Annotated in this window: 19 protein-coding genes and 1 pseudogene; all 20 read left to right on the top strand. The window is 50.7% G+C overall.

Annotation, left to right across the window (positions count from 1 at the left end; genetic code table 11):
• The first annotated feature begins 8 nt into the window (after positions 1-8).
• Positions 9-1,103, top strand: a complete 1,095-nt coding sequence (locus tag ALTERO38_RS12520) for an LPS O-antigen chain length determinant protein WzzB (protein WP_159968602.1) — start codon at positions 9-11, stop codon at positions 1,101-1,103.
• A 102-nt stretch (positions 1,104-1,205) separates the two neighbouring features.
• On the top strand, positions 1,206-2,672 hold the full coding sequence (locus ALTERO38_RS12515) for an MBL fold metallo-hydrolase RNA specificity domain-containing protein (RefSeq protein WP_159968601.1): 1,467 nt from the start codon (positions 1,206-1,208) through the stop codon (positions 2,670-2,672).
• A 77-nt stretch (positions 2,673-2,749) separates the two neighbouring features.
• Positions 2,750-3,883 (top strand): dTDP-glucose 4,6-dehydratase, encoded by a 1,134-nt coding sequence (rfbB, locus tag ALTERO38_RS12510; protein ID WP_159968600.1) that lies wholly within the window; start codon positions 2,750-2,752, stop codon positions 3,881-3,883.
• Positions 3,880-4,788 (top strand): dTDP-4-dehydrorhamnose reductase, encoded by a 909-nt coding sequence (gene rfbD, locus ALTERO38_RS12505; RefSeq protein WP_159968599.1) that lies wholly within the window; start codon positions 3,880-3,882, stop codon positions 4,786-4,788. The genes rfbB and rfbD overlap by 4 nt, the downstream gene beginning before the upstream one ends.
• Positions 4,769-5,653 carry a glucose-1-phosphate thymidylyltransferase RfbA gene (rfbA, locus tag ALTERO38_RS12500; RefSeq protein WP_159969701.1) on the top strand — a complete coding sequence of 295 codons (885 nt, stop codon included), beginning with the start codon at positions 4,769-4,771 and terminating at the stop codon, positions 5,651-5,653. Before rfbD ends, rfbA begins: the two co-directional genes overlap by 20 nt.
• Positions 5,653-6,201: pseudogene (rfbC, locus tag ALTERO38_RS12495) on the top strand (dTDP-4-dehydrorhamnose 3,5-epimerase); the annotation flags it as partial. The gene rfbA and the pseudogene rfbC, both read left to right, overlap by 1 nt.
• A 3-nt stretch (positions 6,202-6,204) precedes the next feature.
• Positions 6,205-6,627 carry an FdtA/QdtA family cupin domain-containing protein gene (locus ALTERO38_RS21545; protein ID WP_256663943.1) on the top strand — a complete coding sequence of 141 codons (423 nt, stop codon included), beginning with the start codon at positions 6,205-6,207 and terminating at the stop codon, positions 6,625-6,627.
• Positions 6,614-7,288, top strand: coding sequence for an acetyltransferase (locus tag ALTERO38_RS12490; protein WP_159968597.1), 675 nt, complete (start codon positions 6,614-6,616; stop codon positions 7,286-7,288). The genes ALTERO38_RS21545 and ALTERO38_RS12490 overlap by 14 nt, the downstream gene beginning before the upstream one ends.
• 9 nt (positions 7,289-7,297) lie before the next feature.
• Entirely contained in the window at positions 7,298-8,215 is a 918-nt protein-coding gene (locus tag ALTERO38_RS12485; protein ID WP_159968596.1) for a hypothetical protein, read from the top strand.
• Positions 8,212-9,147 (top strand): GNAT family N-acetyltransferase, encoded by a 936-nt coding sequence (locus ALTERO38_RS12480; RefSeq protein ID WP_159968595.1) that lies wholly within the window; start codon positions 8,212-8,214, stop codon positions 9,145-9,147. Before ALTERO38_RS12485 ends, ALTERO38_RS12480 begins: the two co-directional genes overlap by 4 nt.
• Complete coding sequence (locus ALTERO38_RS12475; RefSeq protein ID WP_159968594.1) at positions 9,144-10,244, top strand: DegT/DnrJ/EryC1/StrS aminotransferase family protein; 1,101 nt, start codon at positions 9,144-9,146, stop codon at positions 10,242-10,244. Before ALTERO38_RS12480 ends, ALTERO38_RS12475 begins: the two co-directional genes overlap by 4 nt.
• 63 nt (positions 10,245-10,307) lie before the next feature.
• Positions 10,308-11,558 (top strand): O-antigen translocase, encoded by a 1,251-nt coding sequence (locus tag ALTERO38_RS12470; protein WP_159968593.1) that lies wholly within the window; start codon positions 10,308-10,310, stop codon positions 11,556-11,558.
• Positions 11,558-12,511 (top strand): glycosyltransferase, encoded by a 954-nt coding sequence (locus ALTERO38_RS12465; RefSeq protein WP_159968592.1) that lies wholly within the window; start codon positions 11,558-11,560, stop codon positions 12,509-12,511. Before ALTERO38_RS12470 ends, ALTERO38_RS12465 begins: the two co-directional genes overlap by 1 nt.
• A 39-nt stretch (positions 12,512-12,550) precedes the next feature.
• Positions 12,551-13,708 carry a hypothetical protein gene (locus ALTERO38_RS12460; protein WP_159968591.1) on the top strand — a complete coding sequence of 386 codons (1,158 nt, stop codon included), beginning with the start codon at positions 12,551-12,553 and terminating at the stop codon, positions 13,706-13,708.
• Positions 13,709-13,767: 59 nt separating this feature from the next.
• Positions 13,768-14,904, top strand: coding sequence for an NAD(P)-dependent oxidoreductase (locus ALTERO38_RS12455; protein WP_159968590.1), 1,137 nt, complete (start codon positions 13,768-13,770; stop codon positions 14,902-14,904).
• Positions 14,905-14,912: 8 nt separating this feature from the next.
• Entirely contained in the window at positions 14,913-15,479 is a 567-nt protein-coding gene (locus tag ALTERO38_RS12450) for a serine O-acetyltransferase (RefSeq protein ID WP_218581728.1), read from the top strand.
• On the top strand, positions 15,476-16,468 hold the full coding sequence (locus tag ALTERO38_RS12445) for a lipopolysaccharide biosynthesis protein (RefSeq protein WP_159968589.1): 993 nt from the start codon (positions 15,476-15,478) through the stop codon (positions 16,466-16,468). Before ALTERO38_RS12450 ends, ALTERO38_RS12445 begins: the two co-directional genes overlap by 4 nt.
• Positions 16,465-17,397 carry an SDR family oxidoreductase gene (locus ALTERO38_RS21540; RefSeq protein ID WP_159968588.1) on the top strand — a complete coding sequence of 311 codons (933 nt, stop codon included), beginning with the start codon at positions 16,465-16,467 and terminating at the stop codon, positions 17,395-17,397. Before ALTERO38_RS12445 ends, ALTERO38_RS21540 begins: the two co-directional genes overlap by 4 nt.
• Before the next feature lie 18 nt (positions 17,398-17,415).
• Positions 17,416-17,964 (top strand): sugar transferase, encoded by a 549-nt coding sequence (locus ALTERO38_RS21535; protein WP_159968587.1) that lies wholly within the window; start codon positions 17,416-17,418, stop codon positions 17,962-17,964.
• Between the two features lie 198 nt (positions 17,965-18,162).
• On the top strand, positions 18,163-20,166 hold the full coding sequence (locus ALTERO38_RS12435) for a nucleoside-diphosphate sugar epimerase/dehydratase (RefSeq protein ID WP_159968586.1): 2,004 nt from the start codon (positions 18,163-18,165) through the stop codon (positions 20,164-20,166).
• The last annotated feature ends 109 nt before the right edge of the window (positions 20,167-20,275 follow it).

Raw genomic sequence — 20,275 nt, 5'->3', positions numbered from 1 at the left:
AGAGATTCATGCAGGACAAGGACACCCATCCAAATTCATACCGGGACGATGAAATCGATCTGGTGGAGCTGTTCAAGGGACTCTGGAAACAGAAACTAATCATAATAGGGGTAACCATCGCCGTAACTGCATGCGCGGCTGCGTACGCATATTTAGCGAGGCCCGTATATGAAGCCCATGCGACTGTTTTGCCGCCGCTTCTTTCAGACATTACCGCCTATAACGCTGGCCGAAACGTACCGGCCTACAGAACAGATCGAGATGACTCAACCGAGGGACGGCAGAAGACCTTCTCGACTGAGGATGTTTACGCTGTTTTCAAACGCAATCTGAATTCATTGTCGTTGCGCCGCGCTTTCTTCAGAGATGTATATCTGCCATCTCTGCCGCCGGATGACCAATCTGCGGCAGATGATCGCCTTTGGGCGAATTTCAACGATCTGCTTTCTATCAAAGCGCCAGATGAGCAGCAGCTGGATATGTACGAGGTGAAAGTCGAGCATCACGATCCAGAACAAGCGGCGGCTTGGGTCAACGACCTTGTCAGCCGTGCTTCGGCTGCGGCGAAGAGCGATATGCAACGCAACGTAATGAGCGAGATAGATACTCGGATCCGCTCAACCGAACGCCGCATTGCGTCCTTGCGCAGCACCGCATCCCAACGCCGCCAGGACCGTATAGCTGTGCTTCAAGAAGCGCTAGTGGTTGCAAGGGCGGTCGGGATGATCACGCCTCAAGTGACTGCGGGCCATACGTCTTCGAGCAATGAGCTGGCACAGTTTGTCGATGGGACCTTGACCTATATGCGCGGTGCCAGGGCCATCGAAGCTGAACTGGCAGTTTTGGAAGCGCGCAAATCCGATGACCCGTTCATTCCTGAACTACGCAGCCTGCAGGAAGAGTTGTCCTTCCTGAATACCATCGAGATCGACCCCAGCGCCGTCGCCGTGTTCACGCTAGACAGTGCTGCCCAGCAACCGCAAACCCCAATCAAGCCCAAGAAGATGATGATTGTTGCGCTTGGATTGGTACTAGGCGGGATGCTCGGCGTATTTGTCGCATTGATACGACTCATGGTTGGCCGAAACGCGAGCCAGGCGTAAGCAAACTCGCCGCATTCCGTTGCGGTGTTGCTGAGCGGGGAGACGTCGAGTGCTCCTCCCAAGGGTGGAGCGCTTACTCAAGTGCTAGTTAAAGGAATAACCATGAACTATCCACAAATAGAACATCACGGCGCCAAGGATGGCGTAACCGGCTCCTGCCACCAACTGCGTATGAACGCCGCTAACAGTCTGCTGATCGACTGTGGTTTGTTCCAGGGCAACGACGCATCGATCCCAGGTGAGCCGGGCGCGGATCGCCTCAACATCGAGTTCCCGCTGGACACGATAAAAGCGCTGGTCGCGACCCATGTACACATTGATCACGTCGGACGCATCCCCTACCTGCTGGCGGCAGGCTTCGATGGCCCCATCCTATGTAGCGAGCCTTCCGCCAAACTCCTGCCGATCGTGCTGGAGGATGCCTTCAAGTTAGGCTTCAGCCGTGACCGGGCAAAGATTGAGCAATACATCCAACTGGTAGAGCAGCGGGTTATCGCGCTGCCGTATAAACACTGGTTCACCCTGACGGATACGGACGAGCTGGTGGCTCGCATACGGCTGCAGCGCGCCGGGCATATCTTGGGCTCTGCCTACGTTGAAATCGATCTCGCCTATCCAAAAACAGGGCAGAGCAAGCGCGTAGTCTTCTCCGGCGACTTCGGTGCGCCGCACGCGCCATTCCTGATGCCGCCCGAATCACCGGAGCGCGCCGACATTCTGGTGCTGGAAAGCACCTACGGCGACCGCCTCCATGAAGATCGACAAAACCGCCGAAAGCGGCTCGAAGCTGTCATCGAGCAAGCCCTCGAAGACCAAGGCACCGTCCTTATCCCCGCATTCAGCATCGGCCGCACCCAAGAGTTGCTTTACGAACTCGAAGAGATCATCCACACCAGGCTCAACGACGCATCCGCTCCTGTAGGCGCGAGCTCGCTCGCGAACAAAAATTATCCAGGGACGGATCACGCCAACTGGCCCGAACTCCCCATCATCCTCGACTCACCCCTGGCAAGCCGCTTCACCGAGGCCTACCGAAGCCTCAAGCCCTTCTGGAACCAAGAGGCCCACGACCGCATCCAATCCGGGCGCCGGCCGCTGGCCTTCGAACAACTGATCACAATAGACAGCCACAGCGACCACCAGCGCATCGTGAACCATTTGGCTCAGACCGCACGCCCAGCCATCGTTATAGCCGGTGGCGGCATGTGCAGCGGCGGTCGCATCGTTAATTATCTCAAGGCGATGCTGGGCGATAAAAGGCATAACGTCCTGTTCGTCGGCTACCAAGCCAAGGGTACACGCGGCCATGCAATCCAGTCCTATGGATCCAAAGGCGGCTATGTTGATCTTGATGGCGAGCGCATCGATATCCGCGCCGGCATTACCAGCATCGGTGGCTATTCGGCTCATGCAGATCAGAAAGGATTGGTGGAGTTCGTGACTGGGATGCAGCAGTGGCCGAGTGAGATACGTGTGGTGCATGGGGAGCAGGGGGCAAAGAGGGCATTGGCTGACAATCTTGAAGCGCGCTATGTCGAGGGCGAAAAGAAACTGAAGATAATGCGCTGAGCGCTTCGGGCAACACGTTATGTTTTAGGCCTTCATGTTCGTGGTGCCTAGGGAAGTAACTAAAGGATCACTGAGAAATGAAAATTCTGGTAACCGGCGGTGCCGGCTTCATCGGTTCGGCTTTAATCCGGCATATCATTGGCTGTACAGATGACTGCGTCGTCAACGTAGACAAGCTGACCTATGCCGGCAACCTTGAATCGCTTGCTGATGTCAGTCAAACCCCACGCTATGCCTTCGAGCGAGTCGATATTTGTGACCGTGCCGAACTGGACCGGGTTTTTCGTGAGCATCGGCCCGACGCCGTAATGCATCTAGCTGCTGAATCTCACGTTGACCGTTCCATCGATGGCCCAGCTGACTTTATCGAAACCAATATCGTTGGCACCTATACATTGTTGGAAGCAGCCCGCCAGTATTGGCAGGCGCTGGATGGAAACCGCAAGTCAGCCTTCCGCTTCCATCATATCTCCACCGACGAAGTGTACGGCGATCTGGAAGGCCCTGAAGATCTCTTCACCGAAACCACGCCTTACGCGCCAAGCTCACCCTATTCGGCGAGCAAGGCCAGTTCCGATCATCTGGTTCGCGCCTGGCTGCGGACTTATGGTTTGCCGGTTCTGATTACCAACTGTTCTAACAACTACGGCCCGTACCACTTTCCGGAAAAGCTCATTCCGCTGATCATCCTCAACGCCTTGGAGGGTAAGCCGCTGCCTATCTACGGCAAAGGCGATCAGATTCGCGATTGGCTGTACGTCGAAGACCACGCCCGTGCACTGTACAAGGTGCTGACCGAAGGCCAGATCGGCGAGACCTACAACATCGGCGGTCACAACGAAAAACAGAACATCGAAGTCGTCCATACCCTTTGCGATATCCTCGATGAAATGCGCCCTGTATCCAGCAATGACAAAATTTGTGGGAGCGCCGCCCCCGTTGCGAATCAGGTCACAGGCCTGACAATCAGCTCTTACAGACAGCTCATAACCCACGTCCAGGACCGCCCCGGCCACGACCTGCGCTACGCCATCGACGCAAGCAAAATCCAGCGCGAACTGGGCTGGGCGCCAGAAGAAACTTTCGAGACCGGAATTCGCAGAACGGTTGAGTGGTATCTGGAAAACACCGAGTGGATTGAACACATCAAGAGTGGGGCTTATCAGCAGTGGCTTGAGAAAAACTACAGCCACCGGACTGTAACTCCATGAAAATTCTTCTCTTAGGCAAAAATGGGCAGGTCGGCTGGGAGCTACAGCGCTCTCTAGCGCCACTCGGTAAATTGGTGGCGCTTGATCGCGAAGGTGAAAACGGCCTTTGTGGTGATTTGGCCGACCTAAATGGCTTGCGCCTTACCATTGAAAGGGTACAGCCAGACATCATCGTCAACGCAGCGGCTTACACCGCCGTGGATAAAGCTGAAAGCGAGGCAGCTAAGGCACTGCAGATAAACCATGAGGCACCTCAGTTTCTCGCTGAAGAAATGCACCGGCTCAATGGCTGGCTTGTGCATTACTCAACCGATTATGTTTTTGACGGCAGTGGCGAGAACCCTTGGCGTGAAAATGACCTTACTGCCCCATTAAGTGTTTATGGGAAGAGCAAGTTGTTTGGCGAGCAGGCTATACAGGCATCCGGGTGCAAGCACCTGATCTTTCGTACCAGCTGGGTTTATGGCGCGCATGGAAACAACTTTGCTAAAACCATGCTGCGTTTGGCTGGTGAGCGTGATCACCTGAAAGTCATCGATGACCAGATAGGTGCTCCAACGGGGGCCGATCTCTTGGCTGATATTACTGCTCATGCTTTGCACCGCGCGGTGATCAAGCCAGCTTTGGCTGGGCTGTACCACGTCACCTCCGCTGGTGAAACCTCATGGTACGACTATGCACGCTTTATCGTGACTAGCGGGCTAAACCATGGAATAAAACTCAAGGTTCAGGATATATCACCCATTAGCACGAGCGAATATCAAACCTCGGCCCAGCGGCCACGCAACTCTCGCCTTGACACCGGAAAGCTGTCTAATAGCTTTGGGTTACACCTGCCAGCGTGGCGGGAAGGCATAACTCGTCTGTTGAAAGAAGTAAGTGACAATAAATATGATCCAACGTAAAGGCATTGTTCTCGCTGGCGGTTCTGGCACCCGACTGCACCCGATTACCCTTGGTGTTTCCAAGCAGTTGTTGCCCATCTACGATAAACCAATGGTCTATTACCCCATCTCTGTCCTGATGCTGGCAGGCATTCGCGAAATTCTTCTCATCAGTACTCCGGAAGACTTGCCTAGTTACCAGAAGCTGCTAGGTGATGGGGAGCAGTTTGGTATCAAGCTCTCCTATGCAGTTCAGCCATCACCGGATGGTTTGGCTCAGGCCTTCATTATCGGAGAGGACTTTATCGGTAACGATTCCTGCTGCCTAATCCTTGGGGACAACATTTTTTATGGGCAGCACTTCTCTGAGAATCTGAAGGCAGCTAACGCACGCACTGAAGGCGCAACCGTATTTGGTTATCACGTATCAGACCCTGAACGTTTCGGTGTAGTGGAATTTGACAAGCAGGGGCGAGCAGTCAGCATTGAAGAAAAGCCGACCAAGCCTAAATCGCATTATGCCGTTACTGGCTTGTATTTTTACGACAATCGCGTGGTCGATGTTGCCAAATCGATCAAACCTTCCGAGCGTGGCGAGCTGGAAATAACCGATATCAATAGTTTTTATTTGAAAGACAAGAGCCTCAGCGTGGAAATGCTGGGGCGTGGCTTTGCCTGGCTGGATACCGGAACGCATGAATCGCTGCTTGAGGCAGGCCATTTTGTTCATACGATTGAGCAGCGCCAAGGGCTCAAGGTTGCCTGTCTCGAAGAGATAGCCTTCCATAATGGATGGCTAAGTATTGAGAAAGTTAAGGCTCAAGCTGAGCTGCTGAAGAAAACCGGTTATGGGCAATATCTAATGCGTTTGGCGCCGGGGGAATAATGAAAATAATACGCACTACGATACCCGGCGTGCTGATCATAGAACCAGACATGTTTAGCGATGAACGTGGCTGGTTTATGGAAAGCTTCAATGAGCAAGATTTTCATAAAGAATTAAAAAAAATAAACCTGCCTGTTCCCAAGAGGTTTGTACAGGATAACCATTCCTGTTCAAGGAAGGGCGTTCTGAGGGGGCTGCATTTTCAGATTGAACCGCATGCTCAGGGCAAACTGGTACGAGTAACACAGGGCGCTGCCTTCGACGTTGCGGTCGATATAAGGCCGAATTCTTTCACTTACGGAAAGCATGTGGCTGTAGAGCTTAACGAAAGGAATCAAAGAATGTTGTGGATTCCTGAAGGGTTTGCTCATGGCTTCGTAGCTTTAGAAGACAATACACATTTTCATTACAAGACAACCAGTTATTACAAGAGTACTCACGAAGCCAGTATTCGCTGGGATGACCCGGAGTTGGCTATCCCTTGGCCTATGCTGGACGATTTGATCGTCAGTGAAAAAGACCAAAATGCTCCACTTTTATCTCAGGTTAGGCTGGAGCGCGGAGCAGGGCTAATTAAATGGTATGACTTCCAGGCTCTGGGTGATGAGCGAGGAAGCTTGGTAGCTTTCGAATTGGGGCAAGCCATACCGCTTGATATAAAGCGTGTTTATTATCTCTATGGTACAGCTTTAGGTGTTAGTCGTGGTTATCATGCGCATCACAATCTTACGCAATTGGCCATATGTGTAGCAGGGCGATGCAGGATGGTTCTCGATAATGGAACTACCCGTGAAGAGGCTTGGTTGGATAGTCCAGCAAGGGGGCTCCTTATCGAGAAAATGATATGGCGTGAAATGCATGACTTTAGTCCTGATTGCGTATTGTTAGTCTTGGCAACCGAGCACTACGACGAGTCTGATTATATTCGTGACTATCAGAAATTCCTTACAGAGGCCCGAAATGCAAAAAAATAAAAAGCTGGTGATCGTTGGCGCTGGCGAACTGGCAATGATTGCCGATGAATATTTTACATACGACTCGAATTATGAAGTTTGCGGCTTCGCTGTAGAACGAGCGTATCTTGAAGATGATACCCTGAACGGGAAACCCGTTTCTGCGTTTGAGGAAATAGAAGGAGCTTATCCCCCTTCCGAATTTGAACTTTTCGTGGCTATTCCGGCTTCGCAGCTTAACCGTGTCAGGACAAGGCTCTACCTAGAAGCTAAGGGTAAGGGATATCGCTGTGCTACCTATATAAGCTCACATGCTTTCGTTTGGCGAAACGCCAAGGTTGGTGAGAACTGCTTTATTTTTGAAGATAATACGGTTCAGCCTTTTGTGGAAATTGGAAATAATGTGATTCTCTGGAGCGGCAATCATATTGGTCACCGGAGCGTCATAGAAGATAACTGTTTTCTCTCATCTCACGTAGTTGTGTCCGGTTATTGCCGTATCGGCGAGTCTACTTTTATCGGTGTAAACGCTACGATTAATGATCGGGTTACGATTGCGCCTGATTGCGTTGTTGCGTCGGGGACGCTCGTTAATAAAGATCTAAAAGAACCCGAGCGTATTTATTATGGCGCACCGGCCCAACAGCTCCCGAAGAAAAGCGCGCTCAACGTTAAATTTTAGGAAAATCTCATGATCTGGAGAAAGCTCGGGCTGGTATTCTCCCAGAGCGGCTCGGCCGCCTGGAGTCGCAATTCTGCTCTTACCCCAACTCCTTTCCTGCTGAACGATCAAATCATCCGCGTCTATGCTGGATTTCGTGATGGAGAAGGCATCAGTCGGATCGGCTATGTGGATGTCGACGCTCAGGATCCGACCAGTGTTATTCGTGTTTCTGATAAGCCAGTTCTGGACCGTGGAAGGGATGGTTGTTTCGATGACAATGGTGTCATTTTAGGCGACGTGGTGCGTGACGGTGATTGTTTGCGCATGTATTACGTCGGCTTCCAGTTGGTGAAGCGGGCTAAGTTTTTGGCTTTTACCGGCTTAGCAGAGAGCTTGGATCAAGGAGAGACATTCCATCGGGTTAGCGAGGCGCCTGTTCTTGACCGTTCGATGGAAGGTAATACGATTCGCGCCGTACATACGGCTTTGTTCGAGCAAGGTATCTGGAAGATCTGGTATGCAGTGGGTGATGAATGGCAAATGATTAACGGTGTGCCTTACCCGAAATACAACATCTGGTATAGCGAGTCTGTCGACGGTAAGACGTTTCCAGCGAAGGGGATTCTGTGCGTAGACGTGCAAGGCGACGAATATCGGATCGGGCGTCCTTCTGTCTATAAAACCGGTCACGGTTACATGATGTTCTATACCAAGGGTGGGGTCAGCGGTGAAGATTATTTTCCCGGTGTCGCTTATTCGACCGACGGCATCCGTTGGGAGCGCAAAGATGAGATGTTGGGTTTATCCCTCTCCGAGGAAGGGTTCGATAACCGGCATCTTTGCTACCCAAGGCTTATAGTTGCAGGAGATCGTACCTTTTGTTTTTACAACGGGAACAATATGGGCGCCGAGGGCTTTGGTGTTGCGGAGTTGCTAGCAGAATGAAATGCGTTGCCTACCAGCCTGAAGCCTGTAATGCATGGGACGACTTGATTGACTCCGCACGTACACCGTTGTTCTTCTTTAAACGCGGCTTTATGGAGTATCACGCGGATCGTTTCGAAGACGCGTCGCTAATGTTCTATGAAGACGGCAAGCTAGTAGCCGTCTTCCCGGCATCGAGGCACGGAAAGTCACTGATCAGCCATGGTGGACTTACATTTGGGGGAATGTTGTTAAGCTCCAAGGTACGTGCCGATACGGTACTGGCGGTCTTTAATGCACTGGTTGCCCATGCTCGCGGTCTTGGTTATAAAAAAATGTTATATAAGGCCATTCCCTACGTCTTTGCCAGTCAGAGTTGCCAGGAAGACCTGTATGCTTTAACCCGTCATGGTGCCGTTCTGGTACGCCGCGACCTGTCTAGTGTGATTCATTTAGACAGCCGACCGAAACTCTCAAAGGGCAGAAAATGGTTGATTGCTAGGGCAGCCAAGTTTGGGCTGAAGCCCGAAATATCGACCGACTGGGAAGGTTTCCATGATTTGCTCTCTTCCGTTTTAGAACGCCATGGGGCATTGCCTACGCACACTCCTGAAGAGCTACGGTTGCTGCACTCACGTTTCGAGCAAAATATCGAACTCAAGACGATTCGTCATGAGGGGAGGCTGCTAGCTGGAGCCGTCCTGTTTCGCTTTGGCCAGGTCACTCATACACAATATTTGGCAACAAGTGATGAGGGAAAAGAAATGGGCGCGCTGGATGCGCTAATTGAAACCTGTATTCAGGAAAGCGCAGCAAGAGGCAGTAAGTACTTCAGCTTCGGAATCTCTACTGAGGATGGCGGCAAGACTTTGAACTCAGGGTTGATTAACCAAAAGGAAAGTTTTGGCGCTCGCGGTATGGTTCTAGATTTTTACGAGATCAGTATAAATTGATTAATTTTCTTGACCTTAAAAAGCTCAACGGCGTTTATGCTTCAGAGTTGCTCGAAGCTTGCGCGCGTGTAATTGACTCTGGCTGGTACATCTGTGGCAAAGAGCTCGCTGCGTTCGAACAGGAGTTTGCTTCTTACTGCGGTGTCGAGCATTGCGTAGGTGTAGCGAATGGCCTGGATGCGTTAACGCTATCGCTGCGCGCATGGAAGGAGATGGGGCTGTTACGGGAGGGCGATGAGGTCATAGTGCCGGCTAATACATATATTGCAAGTGTGTTGGCTGTTACAGAGAATCGCTTGGTTCCGATATTTGTCGAGCCGGATCCCGTAACATTTAATCTCTCTTCCAAGGGCGTGAGGGCCGCCTTGACCCCCAAGACCAAAGCTGTTCTTGCAGTCCACCTTTATGGTCAGCTGGCAGACATGCCTGGCATTATGGCTGTGGCTGCTGAGCACAATCTACTTGTGCTCGAAGATGCGGCACAGGCACATGGTGCCAGTATTGATGGTAGAAAAGCTGGGGCTTGGGGGCATGCAGCGGGCTTCAGCTTCTATCCCGGTAAAAACCTTGGAGCACTTGGGGATGCGGGCGTAGTGCTCACCCAGAATGTGGAGCTGGCAAAGTTGGTTCGCGGGCTGGGCAATTACGGAAGCTATAAAAAGTATGAGAATGAGTATCTAGGTGTGAATAGCCGGCTGGACGAAATACAGGCCGCCATGCTTCGAGTGAAACTTGCGCATCTTGACCAAGAAATTGCATTGCGTAGAAAGATAGCTGATTCTTACCGTGCCGGTATCAGTAATCCACTAGTTTCAATACCGTACGTTGGTAATGAAGAGTCACATGTTTGGCATATTTTTGTGGTTCGCACTGACCGGCGCGATGAACTCCAGCTTTTTCTTGCTGATCAGGGTGTGCAGACACTTATTCATTATCCTGTTCCGCCCCACAAACAGCAGGCTTATGCATCTTATAACTCGCTAACATTACCTTTGACCGAAACCATCCATAGTGAAGTGCTTAGCCTGCCGATCAGTCCGGTTATGACCCAAGAAGAGATCAGCACTGTAATAGGAGCGGTGAATGCTTTCGCTTGAAATAGCTAACAACAGTGGTCATGTGACCATTGGTCTGGCTTCTTGCTTGGCGTTCAGCTTGCTGTGAATATCTTCAAAACGAGTGTCTTAACGGCCATTGCCACGATTGCACGTCTTTTGTCCGGATTCATTGTGATGAAGCTGGTGGCTGTGCTATCAGGCCCTGAAGGCGTGGCCCAGTTGGGACAGTTTATGAGCTTGACGGCATTGCTAGTGGTGTTTGCTGGCGGGGGGGTCGGCCCTGGCGTAATCAAGTATCTCGCGGAATTCAAGGGCGATGATGCCAAGTCAGCTAATCTATTACGCTCGGCTTTCAGTTTTACTGTCATCGCTTCACTATGCATGTGCTTATTGGTATTGCTATCGAGCAATTACATCGCAGCCTGGCTTCTAGGTGGCAGCGAGTTTCAATGGCTTATAGTTATTCTGGCTGTTGCTCAGATATTTGTGGCTTTGCATAATTTGGTAATCGCCACAGTCAATGGGATGATGGATGTAAAGCGCCTTGCATTCATACACGTATGTGGCGCCCTTGCCGGGACGATACTTCCCGTTTTGCTGGGGTATTTCTACGCACTCAACGGAGTACTTTTGGCGTTCGTACTGGCCCAGGCCGCTTTGCTGGTGATTAGTTTTTCGGCCTACAAACGCAGTAATTATTTCAAATGGAAAAATATAGGTTGGCGTGTCGAGAAAACGGATTTTGCGCTATTGGCGCGTTTTTCATTGATGACACTGACGTCCGCTCTCTTGGCCCCAATAGTACAGATTGCAGTACGTAACTACTTGGCTGGTGTTTTCTCTTGGGAGGAGGTGGGGTACTGGCAGGCGGTTAGTAAGGTGTCTGAAGCCTATCTGCTTTTTATTACAATGGCCATTAGCGTCTACTATTTACCAAAGCTTTCCGCGTTACAGGCTAAAAGAGAGCTCATAAGAGAGATTAAAGGCGCTTATGTATATTTAATGCCGTTAGTGGCAGTGCTTGGAGTTCTTATCTACTTGTTCCGTGACCTTATTACTGTTGTTCTGTTCTCAAGGGAGTTTTTGTCGGCAAGCTACCTATATGCACCACAGCTTATAGGAGACGTCATAAAAATCGCCTCGTTCATTTTCTCTTATATGATGCTTGCGAAAGCAATGACTAAGACATTTCTGCTTTCGGAGCTTGCATTTAGCAGTATGTATTGTGGTTGGGTGGTTTTGTTAACCAGTCAGTTTGGTTTGATTGGAGCAATGTATGCGTTTGTGGTCAATTACATTCTGTATTTGTTTTTCACTGCCTTCATTGCTTTTTGGCATATTAGGAAAATATGATGCCCAAGGTTAGTGTGATGATGCCTACATATAATGCAGAAAGCTTTATCTCTGAAGCATTGGACTCGATCCTTTCACAAGACTATTCTGACTTTCAGATAGTCGTTAGCGATGATGCCTCTACGGATGGAACGGCCAGTATCATTAGGCGCTACAAGGAAAAATTCCCTGATAAGATTATTGCCATATTTAATTCCGTTAATTTGGGTGTTACAGCTAATTGCAATTTGGCGTTGAAGTATTGTGATGGTGACTACGTTTCGCTGTTTGCGGGGGATGATGTTATGTTGTCGGGCAAACTCTCCCGGCAAGTTGCATTGATGGATAGCGATCCGGAATGCGTTTTATGTTATCACCCAGTTGAAATTTTCGACTCAGACACAAATAAGATATTGTACGTTACGAATCAGCATCGAGGTGAAGATGTATATTCGACTGAGGATTTGTTACTGAAGGGAGGCATACCGGGAGGCTGCTCCATTATGGTTCGCCGGAGTGCCATACCGGAAGGTGGTTATGACGAGCGCTTAAAAACTGTAAGTGACTGGCTGTTATTTTTAGAGATTTCCAGAAAAGGTAATCTGCAAAAAGTCGATGAAGTGCTTGCTAGATATCGAAAGCATGTTGGTGGGGTCAGCCGACAAACATATTCACTCCTTGCTGAATCGTTATATGCGTTGGATGTCTTCCAGGATCGTGTTAGAGGAGCTGACACTTCGTTGCTAATAAAAAAAGCAAAAGCGAGATATATTGCTGGAGAAGCATTTAGGCAGCTAGAGGAAGATTCCGCATTAGCTTTAAAGCTTGCGTATGATGTTTTAGGGAATCAGTCAGGATTCAAATACCAAGTCCTCTACTACTTGGCGCGGATGAATCATTTCGCCCTTCGAGGTCGGGTGCTGGGGCGTTCTATTGTGGGCCTGAAGTATTTCATTAAGCGAGTAATTGGGTAGATGGAATTTCGGATATATTTGAATCTTTTGAGTTTTCGCATGATTCGCTTAATAGCGGTTTTTTTATTCCTGCTTTCTCCGCTTTTAAGTAACATAAAGGTTCTGCCTGGCTTCTCTTGGGGAGACCTTGCGGTGCTATTTTTTTTGGTTTGGTTTTTAACTTCCCGGAGAAGTTTAAGCCTGAACTCTTGGGTTGCGTTAGGTGTTGTTGCTTTTTTTGCTTTTTTTGTTTTGATATATAAATTGATTTTTTTCAATGTTGGCTATTTTCCTGCCTTGCGCATGTTGTTTTATATATCTTGCCTCGCTATTCTGTTAGATGGCTTTCGAAGCGAAGGGCTTATGCGGCAGATTGCTTTATTGTACATGGGTTTATCAGTACTGTTTGCAGTCTTGCTGGTGCTTCAGGTTTTTTTGTATAAGTTTTTTGGTGTGGTTTTTGTTTATTTGGAAACGCCCTACGATATTGAGGTTAACTCGGTTCGGTCGCTGGGCGTCGAAGCCTATGGGATGAGAACCGGAGGGGTGTTTAAGGAGCCAAGTTATTACGTGATCTATATGTTTCCTGCGCTTTTTTACGCGGCCAATTCCAAGAAGATAGTTCTTTGGTCGTTCTTTTCGGTAAGTATTATTTTGTCCACTTCTGCGTTGGGTTTTCTATTTGTCGTTGTTACCTTTTACAGTTTCTTTGCAGATAGGAAATCTTTTTTAGCTCTAGCGTTATTGCTTTCATCGATGGTTTTTGTTTTTTGCTATAGTTTCGGTTTTTTTCCTTCTAGAGTAGCGGAGACTATCGCTGGTGGTGGAAGCCTGGCCGTTAGGCTTTTCGATCCATTTCTTTATCTTTTCAGAAACTTAAATGATTTTGTTTTCCCAGGTTTGGGCAGGCTAGATACTCAGGCTGTGAGTTGGCTTAATTCGCTAAGCTATATTTTTGTATTGTTTGGGATTTCTGGCGGCTTACTGCTTTTGTTGCTATTGCTGCTCTCTGGCGGGGTCGCTTGGTTTGCTTTGCTTTTGCTTTTTCTGACTAATTCCTTAACTAATCCGTATTTTTTGGTCGTAATGCTTCTTGTGAAACACTTTAGTCGCCCGGTTGCTTTCTCTTCTTCGGTTGTACGAGGCTGCCGGAAAAGAAATAGTCTAACGAGGTCGCCGCTCAAATCACCAGCGCTAAGTTGTGGGTTGAGCTATTAACTGCTATGTATATGTGTTGTATGGCTTGGGCTGTTTTACAAATTTAAATCGAGGTGTTCATGGAAAAAGTTGTGCTGGTGACCGGTGGTTCTGGGTTTATAGGTTCTCACCTGATCCCAAAATTGATTGATAGTGATTTAAGTGTTCGTGTTTTAGATTCGCTATCGGCTCAGGTTCATGGTGCGATGCCGTCGGGCTTGGAATGGTTAAACGGCGACGGAATTGAGTTTATGCGTGGTGACGTGACTCGACGCGAGGATTGGGAGCGGGCTCTTAAAGGTGTTGAAGCGGTGGTCCATTTGGCTGCTGAGACTGGCACAGGCCAATCAATGTATCAGATAGCGCACTACAATGAGGTAAACAGCCAAGGCACTGCTTTGATGTTCGACGTCCTTGGCAAAATGAATGGCCATAAGGTCAAGCGAGTGGTGCTATCGTCCAGTCGTTCCGTTTATGGTGAGGGAGCCTACATACACCCTGTAAGCGGCGTACGTGTCTTTCCAGCAAGTCGTGGGGCTGAGCAGCTTCAGCACGGCCGTTGGGATCCGACGTGCTCTCAAACCGGCGATGCGCTGCAGCTGGTAGCCACGCATGAAACAGACCTCGTTTCACCGGCTTCCATATATGCTGCCACCAAGTATGCGCAGGAAGACTTGGTGCGCATCTCCTGCCAATCCATGGGGATTGGTTACGCCATTCTCCGACTGCAGAATGTATACGGTGAGCGGCAATCGTTGAATAACCCGTACACTGGTATCCTTTCTATTTTCTCTACGAAAATCCGCCGAGATGGTGAATTGCCACTATTTGAGGACGGCGAAGAGAGCCGGGATTTTGTTCATGTCGAAGACGTCACGGATGCCATGCTTGCCGCGGTTACTGCAAGTCAGGATCCCAACACGGTGATCAATGTAGGCAGTGGTATTGCAACTTCAGTGCGTACAGTTGCCGAAGAGCTATCACATGCTTTTGGTAAGAAGCCAAATTTGGTAGTTACGGGCCAGTTCCGCATAGGTGATATTCGCCACAATTTTGCGGACATCGAACGTTTGAAAACCATTCTTGGTGTGACACCAAAAGTTACTCTTGCGCAAGGGCTGCAGCGTTTTGCTCGGTGGGTGAGCAGCCAGCCTCTACCGGAAGATCAGTTGGATAAAGCCAATCAGGAATTGCGTGAGCGAAAACTGATGAATTGAGGTCCGTCATGAGTTCGGATGAGATCGGGTTGTTTGGTTTGCTAAGACTTGACGCTAGACGTCACCGGGAGCTGCTTGGCGGTAAAGTAGATGTCTCGCTACTCAGGTTGTATATGGGGATGCTGTCGCCGCGTTTTTTGCCGGTTTTGCTGTATCGTTTCGCCTATGCTTGTCACCAACTGCGATTATCTCCTGCTGCAAAAATGTTCTCCTTACTGAACTTTTTACTGTTTGGTATTGAGATCGCCATTGCTTGCCGGATCGGTCCTGGCCTGTTCTTTCCCCATACTCATGGCACTGTAATAGGTGCATATAGCATTGGAAGCAACGCAGTGATCTATCAGGGAGTGACTATCGGAGCACGTGATCTGGACTTTACCTATGATGAAACACACCGCCCCGTGCTTGGAAACGATGTGTTGCTCGGAGCGGGGGCCAAGGTGCTCGGAGGCATCACTTTGGGCGACGGCGTTACTGTCGCCTCCAATGCCGTATTGCTGATGTCGGTCCCTGACCATTGTGTTGTGGGTGGAATTCCAGCCAAAATTCTGAAATCTCGGAATGAAGTGACGTGAAGTATTCACTGGAAAATAAAAAAGTACTGCTTGTTGCTCCGCAGTTTTTTGGATACGAGGAAGAGATTCGTAGTGAAATCGAACGGCGGGGAGCACGGGTTGACTTTCTACTGGATCGCCCGTTCACATCGCCCTTTCTCAAGGCTGTAACCCGTTGGCGTCGACAGTGGGTGATGGCATCTGCCGATCAGTACTATCACAAGCACACTAACTTGGAGGCTGATTACGACTATGTATTCGTCATCAACGGTCAGACTCTTTCAGCTGGGGTGCTGGAACTGTGGCGTAGTAAATTCGGTCAGGCGAAGTTCTTTCTATACATGTGGGACTCCTTTGGAAATCGTAAGGATGTAATCAGCAATCTACGTTTCTTTGATCATGCGTTTACCTTTGATCGCAGTGATGCATCTTCTTACGGCATTCATTTTCGGCCGCTGTTTTTTTCGAAAGGATTCGAAGCACTTAGCAATACGCTATCGCAATGGGATATCAGCTTCATTGGTACCGCGCACACTGACCGCTATGCCATCGTATCAAAGGTGGCGGCAGAGCTAGACAAAGGAATACGACCCTATTGGTATCTTTTTTTGCAGGCCCCTTGGGTTTACTGGTTGTACCGTGTGATCAATCCTGGGTTCACTGCGGCAAGGTTAAAGGATTTTAGTTTTTCGCCGTTAAGCAAGTCCGAGGTGCAGCGGGTATTCTTTGCGTCACGTGCTGTGCTGGATATCGAGCACCCCCGGCAAACGGGTTTAACTATGCGCACATTGGAAACGCTAGGTGCACGTAAGAAGCTTATTACAACTAACGCTAATATACAGGATTATGACTTTTATTCGTCTCATAATATTTGTGTTATCGATAGGCGCGATCCGACTATACCTCCGTCCTTTCTGCAGACACCTTATGTGGATGTTGATCCTGTTATCTATCAGCGATATCGGCTTGAGGGGTGGCTGGACGAGATTCTCGGGAGGGAGGCTGAATGAAGGTTCTGGTAACCGGGGCGGGAGGCTTTATCGGCCGCGCGCTGTGTAAAGCGGTGTTGGCGCGTGGTGATGAAGTGCTAGGGCTGGTGCGCTCTGAGACGTCGAGCCTTCCCGGATTGCAGTCGATCAATGTGCCTCTGGAAAACACCCCGCAGTTGGCTAATTTTTTAAATGGCGTTGAATGTGTAGTTCACTTGGCCGGCCGTGCGCACAAACTAGCTGACAATGTGGCTGATCCGCTCGCTGAGTTTCGTGCAGTTAACTGCAACGCAACGTTAGAGCTAGTTCGTCAGGCTGTGGCGGCCGGCGTGAAGCGTTTCATTTTTATCAGCTCTATTGGCGTCAATGGCAATAACAATGTTCGTCCGTTTACAGCCAGCGACCAACCTAATCCTGCCGAGCCTTATGCGCTGTCCAAATGGGAGGCAGAGCAGGGGCTTTGGCAGGTTCAGGAGGAAACAGGGATTGAGCTGGTTATCATCCGGCCTCCGTTGGTTTATGGCGCTCATGCACCGGGTAACTTCGGTAGCTTGTCACGTTGGGTTTGCAAAGGGGTACCGTTACCTTTAGGTGCGATACACAATAAACGCTCTTTGGTCGGCATCGACAATCTGGTTGATCTGATCATCCGTTGCATTGATCATCCCGACGCCGCTAATCAGGTATTTCTTGCTGGGGACGGTGAAGATCTTTCCACCACCGAATTGCTACGTGGCGTGGGGCGGGCCATGGGGAAGCCTGCTCGGTTGATTCCCGTACCGGCTGGCCTGTTGCAATTTGGCGCTACGCTGCTGGGTAGGAAGGCCATGGCTCAACGGCTGCTTGGCTCGTTGCAGGTCGATATCAGCAAGACATGCGAACTGCTTGATTGGAAGCCACCTTATACGGTGGAAGAGGGGCTGAGGCGCTGCTTCGAGCGTTCCAATTGATCATTTGATGGTGGATCTGTGATTCGAGTGTTTGATTTTGTTTTTTCGCTGTTGGGGCTCTTGGTGGGTTTTCCGGTACTGCTGGTTCTGACGATTGTCGGGCTGTTTGATACGGGTTCGCCGATCTTTCGGCAGGTGCGGGTTGGCCGCCACCAGAAGCCTTTCACGCTGGTGAAGTTTCGCACCATGAAAGTGGATACCGCCTCGGTTGCCACTCATCTGGCCAGCAGTGCATCCATTACCCGTTTTGGTCATTTCCTGCGCAAGACCAAGTTGGATGAATTACCCCAGCTATGGAACGTACTCAAGGGCGAGATGAGTCTGGTGGGGCCAAGGCCTGGTTTGCTCAATCAGGAAGAGCTGACCGAAGAGCGCGCTAAGCGCGGAGTTTTCGATGTGCGCCCTGGTATTACCGGGTTGGCGCAGGTCAATGAGATCGATATGTCCACACCGGCATTACTGGCGGAGACGGACCAGAAGATGATCCAGAGCCTTACGGTGACGGATTATTTCAAATACATCTTCATGACGGTGGCCGGTAAAGGGGCAGGCGATAGGGTTCGGTGAGGTCTCGTTGTTGTCTTGCTTTGCCTGTTTCCGATCGGGCTGAAGCGTCCCTTGAGGTATGGTGTGTTTTGGCCAGCAAGCTGGCTCCTACAGTGGGTTAGAGAAGCGATCTGCCAGAGTTCGCGGATAGGGGGCTATGCCGTTTGGGTTATTAATGCGCGTTAAGGTTGCTTGGTTTGAGGTTTTCCTGTGTTGAGATTGGCTGAAAAACTACGGTCCCGCCTGGTACAGCTGCCACGCAGACAGAAGCGTGTCATACAGGTGGCCACGGATGTCCTACTGGTCTGGCTGGCACTTTGGCTGGCGTTTTTCGTTCGCCTAGGGGAGTCCGATTTTGTCGAGCCACTCGGTGGCCATGCCTGGCTGTTCGGCGTAGCACCCCTGGTCTCGATTCCCTTCTTTATCCGCTTCGGCATGTATCGCGCAGTGATGCGCTATTTCGGCAACGACGCCCTGATGGCTATCGCAAAGGCCGTTACGCTTTCCGCCTTGTTGCTTGCCTTGGCTGTTTATTGGCGCAGTGATGCGCCCAAGTTGATACCGCGTTCGATGGTATTCAACTATTGGTGGTTGAGCCTGGTATTGATCGGCGGTCTGCGCCTGGTGATGCGTCAGTACTTCATGGGCGATTGGTTTTCCCCGGATTCGCTCAGTAAGTTCATAAGCCGGGATGCTAGCTTGCCGAAGGTGGCGGTTTACGGCGCTGGCACGGCGGGTAATCAGCTTGTTGCGGCGTTGCGTCTGGGCAGGGGTATGCGCCCGGTCGCGTTCATCGACGATGACCCCAACCTCTACAATCGGAGCATCGCAGGGCTGCGGGTTTATTCGCCCAAGCATATTCAGCAGATGATCGATGAAACGGGCGCTGATGAAATCCTCATGGCGATTCCGTCGGCGTCACGGGGCAGACGGCGTGAGGTGTTGGAGACATTGGAGCATTTCCCCCTCCACGTTCGCAGCGTGCCCGGCTTTATGGATTTGGCAAGCGGACGCGTAAAGGTCGAGGACATTCAGGAAGTCGACATTGCTGACTTACTCGGGCGCGACGCCGTACCGCCGCAACAGGCGCTGTTTGAGAAGTGCATTCGCGGCAAGGTGGTGATGGTGACTGGCGCGGGCGGCTCGATTGGCTCGGAGCTGTGCCGGCAGATCCTCTCGAACAAGCCCAAGGCGTTGCTGCTGTTCGAGCATAGCGAGTTCAATCTCTACAGCATTCACATCGAGCTGGAGCGGACGATTGAGCGAGCCTCCTTGCCGATCAAATTGGTGCCGATTCTGGGCTCCATCCGCAATCCTGATCGTCTATTGGATGTAATGCGCACCTGGCAGGTGGAGACGATCTATCACGCGGCCGCGTACAAGCATGTGCCGATGGTGGAGCACAACGTTGCTGAAGGCGTGCTGAACAATATTCTAGGAACGATGAATACTGCCCAGGCTGCGGTGCAGGCGGGAGTGGCCAACTTTGTACTGATCTCCACCGACAAGGCTGTACGCCCCACCAATGTAATGGGTAGTACCAAGCGTGTCGCCGAGATGATCCTGCAAGCGTTGAGCCGTGAAACCGCGCCCGTATTGTTCAATGCGGACGGGGCGGTCCATCACGTCAACAAGACTCGCTTCACCATGGTCCGGTTCGGCAATGTGCTGGGCTCTTCGGGCTCGGTCATTCCGCGCTTTTACCAGCAGATACGCAGCGGTGGGCCAGTTACTGTTACCCACCCGAAGATCACCCGCTATTTCATGACCATTCCCGAGGCGGCGCAGCTGGTAATTCAGGCGGGTTCCATGGGGCAGGGCGGTGATGTGTTTGTGCTGGATATGGGGCAACCGGTGCGTATAGCCGAGCTGGCCGAGAAGCTGATTCATTTGTCTGGCCTGAGCGTGCGCTCGGAGAGGTGCCCGCATGGGGATATCGCGGTGGAATTCACCGGGTTGCGGCCGGGCGAAAAACTGTACGAAGAGCTGCTGATCGGCGACAACGTCCGCCCCACCGAGCACCCGATGATCATGCGCGCCGATGAGGAGTACTTCACCTGGGACGTGCTGCGCGGCGTGCTGGGCAGGTTGCTAAAAGCCGTGGAGCAGGATGATTATCCGCAGGTGCGGGTCTTGCTGCGTGAAGTGGTGAGCGGTTATGTGCCAGAAGGGGAAATCGTCGATCTGATCTATCAGCAGCGGCGGTTGGGAGCGACTGAATAGCGGCTTTGGTTGCGGCCGTTCGCTACGGCTACGAGGCGCGCCTCTCAGTTTAGCTGAAGCGGTGCGGCCTTCTTTGGCAAGCCACAAGCATTCAATCCTCCTACGTCCC

Source organism: Pseudomonas sp. 9Ag (genome assembly GCF_902506445.1).
GTDB classification, from domain to species: Bacteria; Pseudomonadota; Gammaproteobacteria; order Pseudomonadales; family Pseudomonadaceae; genus Stutzerimonas; species Stutzerimonas stutzeri_AB.
Note: the sequence above shows the minus strand (reverse complement) of the source record. Positions and strands in the feature narration are given on the sequence as shown.

Excerpts from the sequence above, each read along its gene's own strand:
- ALTERO38_RS12520 (WP_159968602.1), top strand. The coding sequence starts at position 9 with ATGCAGGACAAGGACACCCATCCAAATTCATACCGGGACGATGAAATC.
- ALTERO38_RS12515 (WP_159968601.1), top strand. The coding sequence starts at position 1,206 with ATGAACTATCCACAAATAGAACATCACGGCGCCAAGGATGGCGTAACC.
- rfbB (WP_159968600.1), top strand. The coding sequence starts at position 2,750 with ATGAAAATTCTGGTAACCGGCGGTGCCGGCTTCATCGGTTCGGCTTTA.
- rfbD (WP_159968599.1), top strand. The coding sequence starts at position 3,880 with ATGAAAATTCTTCTCTTAGGCAAAAATGGGCAGGTCGGCTGGGAGCTA.
- ALTERO38_RS12490 (WP_159968597.1), top strand. The coding sequence starts at position 6,614 with ATGCAAAAAAATAAAAAGCTGGTGATCGTTGGCGCTGGCGAACTGGCA.
- ALTERO38_RS12485 (WP_159968596.1), top strand. The coding sequence starts at position 7,298 with ATGATCTGGAGAAAGCTCGGGCTGGTATTCTCCCAGAGCGGCTCGGCC.
- ALTERO38_RS12480 (WP_159968595.1), top strand. The coding sequence starts at position 8,212 with ATGAAATGCGTTGCCTACCAGCCTGAAGCCTGTAATGCATGGGACGAC.
- ALTERO38_RS12465 (WP_159968592.1), top strand. The coding sequence starts at position 11,558 with ATGCCCAAGGTTAGTGTGATGATGCCTACATATAATGCAGAAAGCTTT.
- ALTERO38_RS12460 (WP_159968591.1), top strand. The coding sequence starts at position 12,551 with ATGATTCGCTTAATAGCGGTTTTTTTATTCCTGCTTTCTCCGCTTTTA.
- ALTERO38_RS12455 (WP_159968590.1), top strand. The coding sequence starts at position 13,768 with ATGGAAAAAGTTGTGCTGGTGACCGGTGGTTCTGGGTTTATAGGTTCT.
- ALTERO38_RS12450 (WP_218581728.1), top strand. The coding sequence starts at position 14,913 with ATGAGTTCGGATGAGATCGGGTTGTTTGGTTTGCTAAGACTTGACGCT.
- ALTERO38_RS21540 (WP_159968588.1), top strand. The coding sequence starts at position 16,465 with ATGAAGGTTCTGGTAACCGGGGCGGGAGGCTTTATCGGCCGCGCGCTG.